The organism is Vibrio tapetis subsp. tapetis, assembly GCF_900233005.1.
Taxonomy (GTDB): domain Bacteria; phylum Pseudomonadota; class Gammaproteobacteria; order Enterobacterales; family Vibrionaceae; genus Vibrio; species Vibrio tapetis.
In genome coordinates this window covers 1,459,141-1,473,858 of record NZ_LT960611.1, presented here as the reverse complement: position 1 = coordinate 1,473,858, position 14,718 = coordinate 1,459,141, and the positions used below count along the sequence as shown (strand labels likewise).

The window sequence follows — 14,718 nt, the reverse complement described above, 5'->3', positions numbered from 1 at the left end:
TTAAGTAGCAGCACAGCATACGGGAGTGTTTAGTTAAAATCTATACGGATTATTTGTTGTATTGATAAAATTGTAGCCATTTTCGTCTATTTTGCGTAATCGTTTGCCTGTGATCTTGGTTTTATCCAAATTGAAAGTGGGTCATGTTGTTACAGTTTACGATGCTAAGAATAGTGATCTATTCGTCATAAATATGAAATCGCTATGGTTGTTTCTTTAGGTTAATTTAAACTTGTTCATGTTTTTAAGGTTAAGCCACGATATGAGCCAATTTAAACTACAAATACAGTGTGGGTTTAACCTCTCCTCTACTAATTAAAAAGGTTACTAAGCATGAAGGAACGCCTAAATCTAAAAGTTGCTATTAGCGCAGCTATTCTTGCCACTCTTACTGGCTGTGCATCACAAGCTCCAGCGTGGGATGCAGATACAACTTATAAGCTAACGGTTTTGCATACCAATGATCATCACGGTCGTTTTTGGCAGAATAAATATGGCGAGTACGGCATGGCTGCTCGTAAGACGTTAATTGATGAACTGCGTACAGAGATTCGTGCTGACGGTGGTAGCGTATTGCTGTTGTCTGGTGGTGACATTAATACAGGTGTTCCAGAGTCTGATTTGCAAGATGCAGAACCAGATTTTAAAGGCATGAAAATGCTGGGTTACGATGCAATGGCATTGGGTAACCACGAGTTTGATAACCCGTTAGAAGTTCTAGAAAAGCAGATTAAGTGGGGCGGTTTCCCTATGCTTTCTGCCAACATTTACGATAAAGCAACGGGCGAACGTAAATACCAAGCTTATCAAATGTTCGAAAAACAAGGCATTAAGATTGCTGTTATCGGCCTAACTACTGAAGATACGGCAAAGATTGGTAACCCTGAGTACATTAATAGCCTTGATTTCCGCGACCCGAAAGTTGAAGCGAAGAAATTGATCGCTGAAATCGAGAAAACAGAAAAACCAGACTTAATTTTCGCAGTAACTCACATGGGTCACTACGAAGATGGTAAGCGTGGTATCAACGCACCGGGTGACGTAGCATTGGCTCGCTACCTAAATGAAGGTTCTCTGGATATGATCGTAGGTGGTCACTCTCAAGAGCCTGTGTGTATGGAAGGACCGAACGTTATCACGAAGAAGTTCCAGCCTGCAGACGAGTGTAAGCCAGATCAACAAAACGGTACTTGGATTGTTCAAGCGCACGAGTGGGGCAAATACGTAGGCCGCGCTGATTACGAATTCCGTAATGGCGAGCTAGAAATGGTGAGCTACGACCTGATTCCAGTAAACTTGAAGAAGAAAGTGAAAATCGACGGCAAGAAACAACGTGTTCTTATCGAAGATGAAATTAAGCAAGATGCAGAAGTTCTTGCGTTCTTAGAACCTTTCCAAAACCAAGGTCAAGCTGAGCTTAATGTTAAAATTGCAACAACAAACGGTAAGCTAGAAGGCGACCGTAATGTGGTTCGTTTTGAGCAGACTAACCTTGGCCGCTTAATCGCAACAGCACACATGGTTCGTGCTAAAGCTGATTTTGCTGTGATGAACTCAGGTGGCGTTCGTGATTCTATTGAAGGTGGCGACGTAACCTATAAAGACGTACTAACGGTTCAACCATTTGCAAATATCCTGACTTACACTGATATGACGGGCGCTGAAGTAATGGACTACCTAAACGTAGTCGGCACTAAGCCTGTAGATTCAGGTGCATACGCACAGTTTGCTGGTATTTCAATGACCGTTGAAAATGGTCAAGTAAGTAATGTTGTGATTGGTGGTAAGCCACTAGACCCAGCTAAAACTTACCGCTTCACAGTGCCTAGCTACAACGCAGCTGGTGGTGACGGTTACCCTAAACTAAACAGCCACCCAGGTTACGTGAATACTGGTTTTGTTGATGCTGAAGTACTAAAAGATTACTTAGAAAGCAACAGCCCAATCAAAGTAGAAGATTACGCATCTAAAGGCGAAATGGTATACAAATAATTGACCTAACGGTTTAAATATTATTTGATAAAGGCGAAGCATAACTGCTTCGCCTTTTTATGAGTATGAGTATTCCCATGACACCAGCCATTAATCTAGCTAAGAAGAAAAAAGTCGCGCACCAAGTGCATCAATATCAGCATGACCCCAAACATGAAAGTTACGGACTCGAAGCGGCGCAAGCATTAGGGCAAGACCCTAAAACGGTATTTAAAACACTGTTATTTGCGTTGGATTCTAACCCTAAGGCATTGGCGGTGGCCATCATCCCAGTAGAACAGAAATTGAATTTGAAATTGGCGGCTAAAGCAGCCAAGGCGAAGAAAGCTGAAATGGCGAATCCTGATATTGCTCAGAAGACCACGGGGTACGTTGTGGGTGGGATCAGCCCTTTGGGGCAGAAGAAAGCTCTGCCTACCTTTATCCACCAATCTGCATTAGATTTGGATACTATTTGCGTTAGCGCTGGTAAGCGGGGATTAGAGATAGAGCTAGCACCACAAGATTTAGCGGCATTAACAAGAGCGAGCTTTATTGAATTGTGTTTGTAAAAGAAGAGATGAATATGGAAAAAGCAGATTACGGAAATAGCAGAGCACACTAGACGTTAGGTTCTCATTTTGGTTTTTTGCTTTATCTGTATTCTCAGGGCGAAGCCCGTATCTGTCTTCTATCTTTGTATTGGATTTCTCATCTTCTGAAACGAAAAAAGCCTCATCAATGATGAGGCTTTTTTCTATATATGGTCGGTGAAGAGGGATTCGAACCCCCGACCCTCTGGTCCCAAACCAGATGCGCTACCAAGCTGCGCTATTCACCGAGTTGTTGTCGGTTTGCTCTGACAACGAAGCGTATATTACGGGTTCTGAGTTTAGACGCAAGTGTTTTTATTGTAATTTTTCAGAATATTAGTTTGTTTGATTAACTCTTGTACTACTCGAGTAAAATGTGACCGAAACCTCAAGTGGAAAGGGTTATAGATAGCTTAACTATTTCAATTGATCTGGATCATGACGGATTTGTTACGCAAGTATTAATGTGAGGTTGTCTTTCAATACACATAGAGAGGATTTATGGATTTTTGGCTTGATCTCCTATTTGGTAATGCCGTTGGTTTGACTTCAATGATCGTCATCTTCATTACTGTAGGTTTAATGCTATTTTTCGGTAGCTTCTTCATCTATAAAGTAATGAGTGACAAATCTCCTCACTAGATCGATTGGCAATGAATCAATTGCACCGGGGGAAGTGGACTACTTTCTCCGGATTTCTTTGCCTGTTACAAAAACTCTTCTCTAAATGCCTTTTGCCTTTTCCCATTTCTTCTCGTTTGAGTATATAATTACCCGCATCTAGAAAACCGTTTTTGATGATGTTATGACTCAAGAAGATGAACTTGACCTGTTTGCACAGATGATGACGGATGTAAGGCCAATCTCTCAAGATAAAGCCGTACTTCAAAAGCAGCACAACCTAACCGATGCTCATATCGCAAAGCAAGAAGCGGCTGTTCATCTTAGTGAAAGTGATCCCGAGTACCTCTCTATTGATAACGCTCCAATGCTTAAGCCTGATGGGTTTCTTGAATTCAAGCGTTCTGGGGTACAAGAGGGGGTTTATCGTAAGTTGAGGCTGGGTAAATATCCGTTGCAAGCGCGCTTGGACTTACATCGAAAAAGTTTGAAAGAAGCACGGGATGAAGTGTTAAAGTTTTTGCGTCAATGCCAACGACTTGATGTTAGAACCGTAATAATTGTTCATGGCAAAGGAGAGCGTTCGAATCCTCCGGCGTTAATGAAAAGTTTTGTTGCAGCATGGTTAGAGCAAATCCAAGAAGTGATGTGCTTCCACAGCGCTCAGCGTTATCACGGTGGTACGGGCGCGGTCTATGTCATGTTGAGAAAAAGCGCAGAGAAAAAGTTAGAAAACAGAGAACGTCATCAAAAACGATTAAGCGAATAAATTAACAATAAGATCAAATGATATTATTGCCCCACACTCCGTTGTGAAACGTTACATAAAGAGAGTCACATGTCCCAAGAATTAAAAGCAACTCGATTAAACAAATTCATCAGCGATACGGGTTTTTGCTCTCGTCGTGAAGCCGATAAATTGATCGAACAAGGTCGAGTGACCATTAATGGCTCGATACCTGAGATGGGAGTTAAAGCAACCGAAGCCGATGAAGTGCTTGTTGATGGTAAATCCTTGCGCAATAAAGAGAAGCCGATTTACATCGCGTTGAACAAACCAACAGGCATCACTTGTACAACAGAGCGCCATATTGAAGGTAACATTGTTGACTTTATTGGCCACCGTAAACGCATATTCCCAATTGGTCGATTGGATAAGCCATCAGACGGGCTGATTTTTTTGACTAACGATGGAGACATCGTAAACAAAATTCTTCGTGCTGGTAATTCGCATGAAAAGGAATACGTGGTTCGTGTCGATAAACCGATTACGGAAGAGTTTTTACAGAAAATGGCGTCAGGTGTTGAGATTCTAGATACCGTGACTTTGCCATGTACTGTCACTAAAGAAACCAAGTTTTCATTCCGAATTGTGTTAACACAAGGTCTTAACCGTCAAATTCGTCGTATGTGTGAAGCATTAGACTATGAAGTATTTAAGCTGCGCCGTGTGCGTATCATGAATATCTCATTGGATGGGATCCCCAATGGTAAATGGCGTTATTTAACTGACGATGAAATGACTGAAATTCATAGTATGTGTGAAACGTCGAGCGGCACGGAAGAGGCGTCAAAAACCGATGCTGACGGTAAAGCGATCGCTAAAGCGACCGATGCTAAATTATATGATAGTCGCCAGCAGCAAACGCAAGATCGTGAGCCTCGTAAGCACAAAACATACTCGGGTAATGAAGACTCGTTCCAACGCCGACCGAATCGCTCTAATCGTGGCGATTCAGCCTCGTTTAAGCATGAGCCTAAAGCTAAGCCTGAATCGAGAGGCAACAGAAAGCCAACAGCAGGCGCAAAGCCAGCAACCAACAATAAGCCCGACTCAAATAAAAGCAGACCGTTTAAAGTCCGTAAGCCTACGGGCAAAACGTTAGGTTAAATTTGAACTGGCTAGCTAACATTAAGTAGTATTGAACGAAAAAGGAAGGCTTGCATAGCCTTCCTTTTTTTCGTCATGAGTTTGAGCCTCTATCTGAGGTTGCTTTAAAGGCTAGATGCAAGACGTTGTCTTGGAGTTTGAGAGTTGCTCTATTTGCCAGCCTTGCTGCTTCATTAGCGTTATTAGGTTGTCTTCGCCAATTAAATGCAACGCCCCAACCACCACGAAAAATTGCCCTGATTTGGGTAGCAAACCTGAATCCAACTGTTTTGCCCATGCTCTATTTCGGTCGCCAAGCAGCATGTTGATCATTGTTTCATCATATTCTTCGCTATCTAGCAGGGTGAGTAAGCTGTCTTTGTCGCCATTCTTCCAACTATCTATCTGACATTCAAAAATATCATCGGCTTTATCCCACTGTTCTATTAACTCGGTCAGCAATGGTGCGCCATTCTCAGGCAATGAATTCAACATATTTAATTGAAAATCAATGGTCTCAAGCGGATACATGGGAATATTGAGCTTTACGGCTTGCTTGGTTAGTACTTTGTCTACGCCAAATTCGCCATGGTAGCCAAGAGCGTTGATTTGCTTCATTTGCAAGCTCATTGCGGTAAGCCAAGGCGGTGAAGACAGCATAGCTTCAATCGGGAGCCTGTGCTGCTTAAGTAAAGTCGTGAGCTTGTTGGTTTGTAATGAATTAAGTGCTTGTTGAGTGCTGAGTTCTGACTGTGGTAACACGGGCGCGCTTTGATTGGTTAAATCAATTTCACTGACAAACCCATCACTGTGTTCTAGAAAGTTCATAACAGGCGAGGGCAACGGGTACATTGATGCATCCCCCACATGAATAGAACCCAATAGTAAAAGTTGCACTTGTTGTTTTTGAGCAACCCAATAGATGGGTTCGGCACTGGAATTTTGTGTAATGAAACTGGCTAACAATGCGCCAATAATAGAAAAGCGCTTTAGATTAATCATTAATTTGATCGCTCCTAACTCAATGTGATTAGGCATGTAAGCTTACGATTAAAGACAATGTAAAGCGATAGAAAATACCGTCAATACAGATTGGTTCAAACGCTAGGGTAAAATAACCATCTTTATTTATAGGGGGAACTAAGTTCATGTTAATGATAGCTGGTATAAATGTGATTGATGTCACGAATAAGGGGTAAAAAAGCATAAATGTCACATTATGTAGGGGCTTTCACGTGTGAAGTTGGTCGGAAAAAACAAGTATGTCGCATGATTTTTGGTGATCAAAATCACTAATGGCTTGTGATTTTACTCGCAATATTTTTTATATTAATTAAATAGGTTGTTGATTTTAAATGATTTTTATATTTTTATATTAATTGATTTTGAACTGGATCACCAAAGCGATGTTGTTATTTTGCACCTCGAAAAATATCTGTAATGATTCGTCTCAAGCAAGGAAGGCACAAAACACCTTTTAGCTGTGGTGTTCCTCCAAATGGCAAGGTTAGCCAAAAAACACGACAGTTCAGTTTAAAATAGATAGGTAATTAAAATGAAAAAAGTATTCGCACTTACAGCACTAGCAGCGGTTTTCTCTACAAGCGCATTTGCAGGTTCTTCTTACGTAACGGGTAACGTTCAGTTCCACAGTGAGAACAAATCACCTAACGCAACGTCTACGCTAGAAGCGGGCCACACGTTTGATACTGGTACTACAATCCTTACTGAGTTTGACGGTATTTCTCTGGGTAGCTACCCTGGTGATTTTAACGAAGGTAATGGTAAAACACCTTACATTACTTTAGGTGTAGAGCAAAGCTATGCTATTAACGACAACTTATGGGTTGCTGCGGGTTACCACCACTTACTAAATAACGGTGAAACAGTTCAGTACCGTCCATTGGTTAAAATTGGCTACAACTTTGACAATGGTCTTTCCATCTCGAACCGTACTCGTGCTCACATGTTCGTAGAAAAAGATAGCCACACTCAAAAATCTGATACTGATTACCGTCTAGACAACAAAATTGCTTATGCGTTTGCAGACCAAGAAATTGCTGTAGCATATAACAACGTTTACATCTTCGCAGGTGACAAGAATAGCAACGCTGAAGACAAGAAAAACACTATGGATCACGAGCTTCGTGCGACATGGACACGTGAAGGCGTTCAGCCATACTTTGAGCTTCGTAGCCAAGGTCACGGCGGCGACAATAAAGTAAATAACGCATTCGTATTTGGTGCTTCGTACGGTTTCTAAGTCCGACCGTATGTAAGTTCTAAGTCCGCAAAAAAGCCAATGGTTCTCCATTGGCTTTTTCCGTTGAGCGACGAAATCGTAATAAAGTGAGTTAAATCAATTCGGTCACTACTTTTGGTTATGTCTTTCAAACTCAAACGTACGGCCTTGCTTATTAAAAGCGTACACCACAAATTCATCTTTCTTATCGCCATACTCCATCCCAGGTGAGCCCATAGGCATGCCCGGAACGGCTAGCCCTATTGCTTGCTTCGGTGGATTTGCTAAAAAGCGCTTGATGTCATTGGCTGGTATATGACCTTCAAAAACGTATCCGTTAATTTCTGCTGTGTGGCATGAAGCCAATTCTGGGGTAATACCCAGTTTCTGTTTGATAGGGTTCATGTTTTGATGATCAGTGACGTCAACATCAAATCCTGCTTTTTCCATGTGCTTTACCCATTCGCTACAGCAGCCACAATAAGGGGATTTATGGGTGATGACATTAGCGGCAAAGGCCGACGTCGCGCTAAAAATACTCGCAATAACGATCAGTTTGGAAAGTTTCATTGTTTACCTCTTATGTTCTTGATGATGTTTTTGACTATGTGGTGGTGTAAAAAGTCGGAGCCTATTTGCATTACTAACAACGGTGATCGACGATAGCGCCATTGCCGCCCCTGCAAATACTGGGCTAAGTAGAAAGCCGAAAAACGGGTACAACACGCCAGCCGCAACTGGAATACCGAGTGAATTGTAAATAAAAGCGCCGAGCAAATTTTGATGCATGTTTTTAACCGTCGCTTTAGATAACTCTATCGCATTGGTGATAGCCAGTGGCGAACTGTTAAGCAACGTCATTTGCGCACTTTCTATGGCGACATCTGAACCGCTGCCCATGGCAACCCCAATATCGGCATTGGCGAGAGCAGGCGCATCATTGATGCCATCCCCTACCATTGCGACGATCGATCCATTCGTTTGTAATTGTTGGATATGTGATGCTTTTTGTTCAGGTAGAACTTCCGCAATCACATGTTTGATGCCGAGCCGGGAGGCAATATTATCGGCAACCACCTGGCTATCTCCGGATAACATGACGACATCAATGCCCCGTTGTTGTAACCGTGATACCGCTTGGGCTGCATCGGGCTTAAGCGTGTCAGAGATACCAAACACAGCCGCTATTTTATGGTCAATGGCGACCAAAATGGCCGTTTGAGCTTGCTGTTGATAGTGTTGGGCACTCAAAGTGAGAGGGTGATCTTGCTCGGCCTCGTCAAGCATAAAGTTAGGGCTACCAATTTTAACGTCGACGCCATTTATTATTGCGGAGATGCCTTTTCCCCGTTGGTTACTGAAGGTGTTATTGTCGTTCGCTAAGATAGGAGAAGCACGGTGAGCTAGCTCTGTGTATTGGCATAAGGCGACCGCGAGCGGGTGCTCGGATTGAACTTCAGCGGCATAGACTAACGGATAAACGCTATCTTCGGACCAGCCATCAGAGAAGGCAACGGATTGAACTTGAGGCTTCCCTTCCGTCAGCGTTCCTGTTTTATCAAATACGACCGTATTGATCTTGCTAGCCGTTTGCAGAACATCAGCATCGCGGATCAAGATACCCAACTCAGCAGCTTTACCTATCCCCACAGTAACGGAAAGCGGCGTAGCTAAGCCAAGGGCACAAGGGCATGCAATGATGAGTACGGTAGTAGCGACGACCAGCATATAGCTCGCCTTTGGGTCGGGCCCGACAAAAAACCAAATAGCGGCTGCGGTAATGGCAATGCCAACCACAACAGGCACAAAGACGGCAGAAATTGAGTCTGCAAGCTTGGCGATTTGTGGCTTACTGCTTTGCGCTTTTCGTACCATATTGATGATGCGAGCTAGCTTGGTGTTATTGCCGACTGAACGCGTTTCAATAATCAGGCTGCCATCGATATTAATGGTGCCTGCAGAGACGTTGTCTCCAACTGTTTTGGTATTTGGTAATGCTTCACCCGTTAGCATGGATTCGTCTAGATCGCTTTCACCTTTCGTAATAACCCCATCAACAGGAATCTTTTCACCGGGCTTGATACGCAAGTGCATGCCTGCTTGGATTTGCTCAAGTGAGACCGAGCGCTCGTTGCCGTTTTCAATGAGCCACGCATGCTGAGGCTGTAAGTTAACCAGTGCTTGTAAAGAGAGGGTCGTTCTTGCTTTGGCTTTGGCTTCAATATAGTGACCTAAAGAGATGAGGCCGATGATCATCGCGCTTGCTTCAAAATAAACGTGGCGAGCGGAATCTGGAAACCATTGCGGAAACATAACGATGAGTGTTGAAAATAACCAAGCCGAGCCTGTGCCTAATGCAACCAAGGTATCCATCGTTGCTCGGCGGTGTAAGACCGATTGCCATGCGTTAACAAAAAAGTGTTTGCCAGCCGTAGCAAGTAACCAGAAACAAACGAGGCCGATTGCCCCCCATGCCCATTGATCTTGGCTGTTTCTGATCATCATGTTGCCACCAAAAACACCCCACGCCATCAGTGGAGCACCAACAGAGAGTGCAACCAAAGCGCTGTGTTTGTGGTGGTTCAGCGTTTGCTGAAGTTTGGTATTTTGACGTTCACGCTGAGTGGCTTCGTCCAGAATTCGCTCTGCTTGGTATCCGGCAGTTTCAACTGCGCTTAACAATTCGCTTTCGAATTCATCGGACTCTTTCGTTACCACTAACAGAGCGGACTGTTCTGCCAAGTTAATTTGAACCTGCTGAACACCATCAACCGTGAACAGTGCTTTTTCAACCGATGATACACAGCTTGCACAGGTCATTCCGTTGACCATCAATTGAATTTGTATCTCGTGGTTGCCTGCTGAGGTTTGAGAAGACTCTTCAGAATGTTCTGAGTCAGATCCAGATTTTAAATGGGACGATTCGCTGGTGACTGGAGCTTCAAGATTAACGGGCATCGCTTGATAACCGAGCTGGGTTACCTCATTAATGACTTGATCTTGGCTACCGAAACACAAGATAGAAAGGTGTATTTTGCTTACTTCGAAGCGAACCACCCAATCGAGACTGTCGAGATGCGCGGTGAGCTTTGCCACACACTTTCCGCAGCTTAAACCTTGTAGAGATAACTCAACTGTCTCTCCGGCCTGATAACCAAGAGATTCGATCGCTTGCCCAAGTGTTTTAGCTGGATGTACCGTCGTAACCGTTACTTGTGTGGGCGTAATGTGCTCAACCTCGGTGTCTGGCAATGCAAGCAACGCCGTTTTCACTTTATTAGCACATCCCATGCAATTTAGCCCTGTTAGAGGAACTTGATACTGTTTCATTGCTCGAATCTCATGTTGGTCACTGTGATTAAGAATAAACCTTCCTTCAAGGGTAAGGTCAACAGGTCATTCTGTAATTTGTTGGTAACGGGTCATTGATAACGACAAGGTGCCAATATCAGCATTGTACAATTACGATACGGTGGTAAAATGACGCCAATTTTTCTGCTTATCTTGATGGCATGGCAACAATGTCGTGTCATACCGACACATCCAAAGGAATTATAATGACGGTTAAAACTCGTTTTGCTCCTAGCCCAACAGGCTACCTTCACGTTGGTGGTGCTCGTACTGCACTTTATTCATGGCTTTACGCTAAAAGCCAAGGTGGCGAGTTTGTTCTGCGTATTGAAGATACCGATTTAGAGCGTAACTCTGCAGAAGCAGTAGATGCGATTCTAGAAGGCATGAAATGGATGGGTATGGAATGGGATGAAGGTCCTTACTACCAATCTAAGCGTTTTGACCGTTACAACGAAATGGTTGATGTGTTACTTGCACAAGACAAAGCCTATAAGTGCTATGCGTCGAAAGATCTGCTTGATGAAATTCGTGCAGAGCAAGAAGAAAACAAAGAAATGGCTCGCTACGATGCCAACCACCCGAAAATTGTTGCAGCGAACGAAGCCGCAAACGAAGACGATGCGTGTGTTATTCGTTTCCGTAACCCAAAAGAAGGGTCGGTTGTATTTGAAGATCAAATCCGTGGCCGTATCGAGATTTCAAACAGCCAGTTAGATGATTTGATTATCCGTCGTACCGATGGCGCGCCAACGTACAACTTCGTTGTTGTGGTTGATGACTGGGATATGGGCATTACGCACGTTGTTCGTGGTGAAGATCACATCAACAACACGCCTCGTCAAATCAACATCTATGAAGCACTAGGTGCACCAGTTCCAACTTTCGCTCACTGTGCAATGATCTTGGGTGATGACGGCGCGAAACTGTCTAAACGTCACGGCGCTGTTTCTGTTATGCAGTACCGCGACGAAGGTTACTTGCCGAACGCACTGAACAACTATCTAGTTCGTTTAGGTTGGTCTCACGGTGATCAAGAAATCTTCTCTGAAGAAGAAATGATCAACTTGTTCAGCCTGAACGCTATCAGCAAGTCGGCTTCTGCGTTTAATACTGATAAGTTGCTTTGGTTGAACAACCATTACATCAAAACATCTGAACCTGAATACGTCGCTAAGTACCTTCAATGGCACCTTGACGCTCAGAAGATTGATACGTCAAATGGCCCAGCGATCACTGAAGTGATTCAGCTTGTTGGTGAGCGTTGTAATACGCTGATTGAATTGGCTGAGCAATCTCGTTACTTCTACGAAGATTTTTCTGAGTTTGAAGCGGGCGCGGCTAAAAAACATCTACGCGGTGTTGCTAAAGGCCCACTTGAATTGGCTCTTGCTAAAGCGGAAGCACTAGAAGAATTCACAACAGTAAACATCAAAGAAGGTGTGATTGCTGCTGTATGTGAAGAGCAAGAGATTGGTATGGGTAAAATCGGCATGCCATTACGTGTTGCGGTAACCGGTGGTGGTCAATCGCCTTCTGTTGATGCTGTGATGCCGTTGATTGGTAAAGAGCGCGTTGTGGCTCGTATCAAGCTAGCACTTGCTTTCATCGCTGATCGTGAAGCTAACGCTCAATAATAGAGCTTATTGGTTAGTCGCGACTTTCGTGAGCTAACCTAAAAAGAAAATACTCAAAAAGCCGCTATCAAATAGCGGCTTTTTTCGTTTGCACTTCGTGCTCTACAGTAAGTTCATTATGTTTGGCCATAAACTGCACGTGGCTTTCTATTTGCTGGTGGAGTTCCTGTTGCCAACCTTGTTGGCTGCATTGCTCCAAAATTAAAACGATTAAGTGCTCGAGCCTCTTTAGTGCCCAACTCTTTAAGTCAATTTCTGATAGGGGGTGGCAACTAACAGACTGCAATTTTGCATAAGCAAAGTTTAGATAACTGTATGCTTTTTGCGCTTCACCGGCGTGAACGTAATGCCTATTTATTCGTAAGCAACCATCTAACCAACAGGCAATAGCTTTACTTTGGGCATCGGTAATCGACGGCCCCCAGATCTCTTCTGGAGGGCTATGAACTAACGGTATGAGGTTATCAATTTTATGCAATTGACCTGACTCATACCATTGAGACACATGTGATTGCCATGTTTGTAATGTCATCATGCAGCGTTAACCCATTTCCTAACAAAGTGATTTTGACCCACTTGATCATAGTGTGGCTCGGTAATGCCACTCATCGCCCTGATGGTGTCCGCGTTTTGTGTGTAGTTTGGTTCGCGTTCTACCAACTGTTTAAAGGGTAGATCAGGATCAGGATCAGGGACTGCGGAGATTAATAACTTAGTGTATGGGTGCTGTGGGTTACTTAGAATAGATTGCGTATCTCCCCATTCGACGATTTGTCCTTGGTACATCACGGCTGTTTCTTCTGCAATGTAATGGGCTGTTGCAAGGTCGTGGGTAATGTAAAGAAAGCCGATACCCAGCTCTTTTTTCATTTGCTGCATTAGGTTGAGAACGCCTAATCGAATGGAGACATCCAGCATAGAAGTAGGCTCATCCGCCAAGATCATCTCCGAACCAACCGCGAGCGCTCGGGCTAAATTCACTCTTTGCCTTTGGCCTCCGCTGAGTTCATGCGGGTATTTTTTCAATGTGTCAGGTGCAAGCTCCACCAAGTCGATTAACTCGGCCAATCGTGCTGGAATTTGCGCTTTATCCGGTACTTGCTTGTGGATTTTTATTGGTCGCGTTAAATGGTGCTCAATGGTGTGAGTGGGGTTTAGAGATCCAAATGGGTCTTGAAACACCATTTGCACTTTGCTTCGGTAATCTAATACGTCCTTGCGTTTAGTGATGTCATCAATGTTTCGGCCACGATAGAGAATTTCCCCTTCAGTGGTAGGAAAAACCTTGGTCATTAAGCGAGCACAGGTGCTCTTGCCACAGCCTGACTCACCAACGAGGGCGAGAGTACGGCCTGCATAAAGATTAAAGCTGATGCCTTGCAGCGCGGTAAAGGTGTCAGCTTTAGCCAAACCGCCATTGACGATGAATCTCTTGGTGACGTTTTTCACTTCGATAATTGGCTGGCTCTCCTTGTTGGCTCTCTTTTTTCGCTTCATGGATATTGGGAAATGACGCCCATAGTTTTTGAGTGTATGGGTGCTGGGGGTTATTGCGGATCTCTTTTGACGAGTTAACTTCGACCAGTTCGCCATATCTCATCACCGCAATTCGGTCACATAACTGGCTCATTAGTGCTAAGTCGTGTGTAATAAATAATACGGAAAAGCCAAACTCTTCACGCAGTTCAAAAATCTGCTGAAGAATTTCACGCTGCACAACAACATCTAATGCCGTTGTTGGTTCATCCATTACGATAAGATCTGGGTTAAGTGATAGAGCAATGGCGATAACTAGGCGTTGGCGCATGCCACCACTAAATTGGTGCGGATATTCCGTAAGCCTTTCACGGGGAATATTGACCAAATCGAGCAGTTTTTCGGCTCGGTCTTTGGCTTCTATATCGCTGTACCCTTTATGGTGCCTTAGTACATCAGAAAACTGTTCTTGAATGGTCAGTACTGGGTTTAACGAGTTCATGGCACTTTGAAATACCATGGCAATCTCGCTCCAACGAAGAGTTTGTAACTGCTCATCGGACAGACGAAGAATGTCGCGCTCTTTAAACCAGATCTCACCACCAGAGATGAAAGCCGGTGCTTTATGGAGGCGATTAATCGCAAAAGCGATGGTGCTTTTACCGCAGCCTGACTCACCAGCTAAACCAAAAATCTCACCTTTGCCAATATCCAAATTAACGGACTTGACGGCATTAAAATCTCCATGTTCAGTGATGTAGTCAACACATAAGTTTCTAACCTTTAGAATGGGGTCAGGATGAAAAGCATGTACGTGTTTTTTAGAGGTCATGAGCGATCCATTAAGTGGTAATGATATCGCTTATCATTACCACTTAGTTCGCGTTAGAAAACAAGGTAGATCCTATAAAGTGATATGACTCGAATAATTTTCCCGTAAAAATCACAAAAGTGTGA

The 14,718-nt window shown here is 43.7% G+C and carries 13 protein-coding genes and 1 tRNA gene; 7 read left to right on the top strand and 7 right to left on the bottom strand.

Going from position 1 to position 14,718, the window contains the following annotated elements:
* The first annotated feature begins 333 nt into the window (after window positions 1-333).
* Window positions 334-1,992, top strand: a complete 1,659-nt coding sequence (gene ushA, locus VTAP4600_RS06530; RefSeq protein WP_102522054.1) for a bifunctional UDP-sugar hydrolase/5'-nucleotidase UshA — start codon at window positions 334-336, stop codon at window positions 1,990-1,992.
* A gap of 77 nt (window positions 1,993-2,069) precedes the next feature.
* Window positions 2,070-2,543 carry a Cys-tRNA(Pro) deacylase gene (gene ybaK, locus VTAP4600_RS06525; protein WP_102522053.1) on the top strand — a complete coding sequence of 158 codons (474 nt, stop codon included), beginning with the start codon at window positions 2,070-2,072 and terminating at the stop codon, window positions 2,541-2,543.
* Window positions 2,544-2,735: 192 nt separating this feature from the next.
* On the opposite strand, the gene VTAP4600_RS06520 is transcribed toward ybaK, so the two are convergent.
* A tRNA-Pro gene (locus VTAP4600_RS06520) sits at window positions 2,736-2,812 on the bottom strand.
* Between the two features lie 253 nt (window positions 2,813-3,065).
* Here VTAP4600_RS06520 and VTAP4600_RS06515 point away from each other — a divergent pair.
* The 3 genes from VTAP4600_RS06515 (at window position 3,066) to rluF (ending at window position 5,076) form a co-directional block, all read left to right on the top strand.
* Window positions 3,066-3,206, top strand: coding sequence for a DUF3149 domain-containing protein (locus tag VTAP4600_RS06515; protein ID WP_102522052.1), 141 nt, complete (start codon window positions 3,066-3,068; stop codon window positions 3,204-3,206).
* A 163-nt stretch (window positions 3,207-3,369) separates the two neighbouring features.
* On the top strand, window positions 3,370-3,954 hold the full coding sequence (smrA, locus tag VTAP4600_RS06510; protein WP_102522051.1) for a DNA endonuclease SmrA: 585 nt from the start codon (window positions 3,370-3,372) through the stop codon (window positions 3,952-3,954).
* A 69-nt stretch (window positions 3,955-4,023) separates the two neighbouring features.
* Window positions 4,024-5,076 carry a 23S rRNA pseudouridine(2604) synthase RluF gene (rluF, locus tag VTAP4600_RS06505; protein ID WP_102522050.1) on the top strand — a complete coding sequence of 351 codons (1,053 nt, stop codon included), beginning with the start codon at window positions 4,024-4,026 and terminating at the stop codon, window positions 5,074-5,076.
* Between the two features lie 111 nt (window positions 5,077-5,187).
* Here rluF and VTAP4600_RS06500 read toward each other — a convergent pair whose 3' ends face one another.
* Window positions 5,188-6,057: a TraB/GumN family protein gene (locus VTAP4600_RS06500; protein WP_172443084.1), complete on the bottom strand. Its 870-nt coding sequence runs from the start codon at window positions 6,055-6,057 to the stop codon at window positions 5,188-5,190.
* Window positions 6,058-6,610: 553 nt separating this feature from the next.
* Between VTAP4600_RS06500 and VTAP4600_RS06495 the strand changes: the two genes are divergently transcribed.
* Window positions 6,611-7,318, top strand: a complete 708-nt coding sequence (locus VTAP4600_RS06495; RefSeq protein ID WP_102522048.1) for an oligogalacturonate-specific porin KdgM family protein — start codon at window positions 6,611-6,613, stop codon at window positions 7,316-7,318.
* A gap of 108 nt (window positions 7,319-7,426) precedes the next feature.
* Here VTAP4600_RS06495 and VTAP4600_RS06490 read toward each other — a convergent pair whose 3' ends face one another.
* Together VTAP4600_RS06490 and VTAP4600_RS06485 are read right to left on the bottom strand one after the other, a co-directional pair.
* Window positions 7,427-7,867: a DUF411 domain-containing protein gene (locus VTAP4600_RS06490; protein ID WP_102522047.1), complete on the bottom strand. Its 441-nt coding sequence runs from the start codon at window positions 7,865-7,867 to the stop codon at window positions 7,427-7,429.
* A 3-nt stretch (window positions 7,868-7,870) separates the two neighbouring features.
* Window positions 7,871-10,627 carry a heavy metal translocating P-type ATPase gene (locus VTAP4600_RS06485; RefSeq protein WP_102522046.1) on the bottom strand — a complete coding sequence of 919 codons (2,757 nt, stop codon included), beginning with the start codon at window positions 10,625-10,627 and terminating at the stop codon, window positions 7,871-7,873.
* 227 nt (window positions 10,628-10,854) lie between these two features.
* On the opposite strand from VTAP4600_RS06485, the gene gltX reads away from it, so the two are divergent.
* Window positions 10,855-12,285, top strand: coding sequence for a glutamate--tRNA ligase (gltX, locus tag VTAP4600_RS06480; protein WP_102522045.1), 1,431 nt, complete (start codon window positions 10,855-10,857; stop codon window positions 12,283-12,285).
* 67 nt (window positions 12,286-12,352) lie between these two features.
* Here gltX and VTAP4600_RS06475 read toward each other — a convergent pair whose 3' ends face one another.
* The 3 genes from VTAP4600_RS06475 to VTAP4600_RS06465 are packed head-to-tail and all read right to left on the bottom strand — an operon-like array spanning window position 12,353 to window position 14,593.
* The gene (locus VTAP4600_RS06475) at window positions 12,353-12,820 is read right to left on the bottom strand and encodes a transcriptional regulator (protein WP_102522044.1); all 468 of its coding nucleotides are present in this window, start codon (window positions 12,818-12,820) and stop codon (window positions 12,353-12,355) included.
* Window positions 12,817-13,782: an ABC transporter ATP-binding protein gene (locus VTAP4600_RS06470; protein WP_102522043.1), complete on the bottom strand. Its 966-nt coding sequence runs from the start codon at window positions 13,780-13,782 to the stop codon at window positions 12,817-12,819. The genes VTAP4600_RS06475 and VTAP4600_RS06470 overlap by 4 nt, the downstream gene beginning before the upstream one ends.
* Window positions 13,688-14,593 (bottom strand): ABC transporter ATP-binding protein, encoded by a 906-nt coding sequence (locus tag VTAP4600_RS06465; RefSeq protein ID WP_102522042.1) that lies wholly within the window; start codon window positions 14,591-14,593, stop codon window positions 13,688-13,690. Before VTAP4600_RS06465 ends, VTAP4600_RS06470 begins: the two co-directional genes overlap by 95 nt.
* Window positions 14,594-14,718 lie beyond the last annotated feature (125 nt).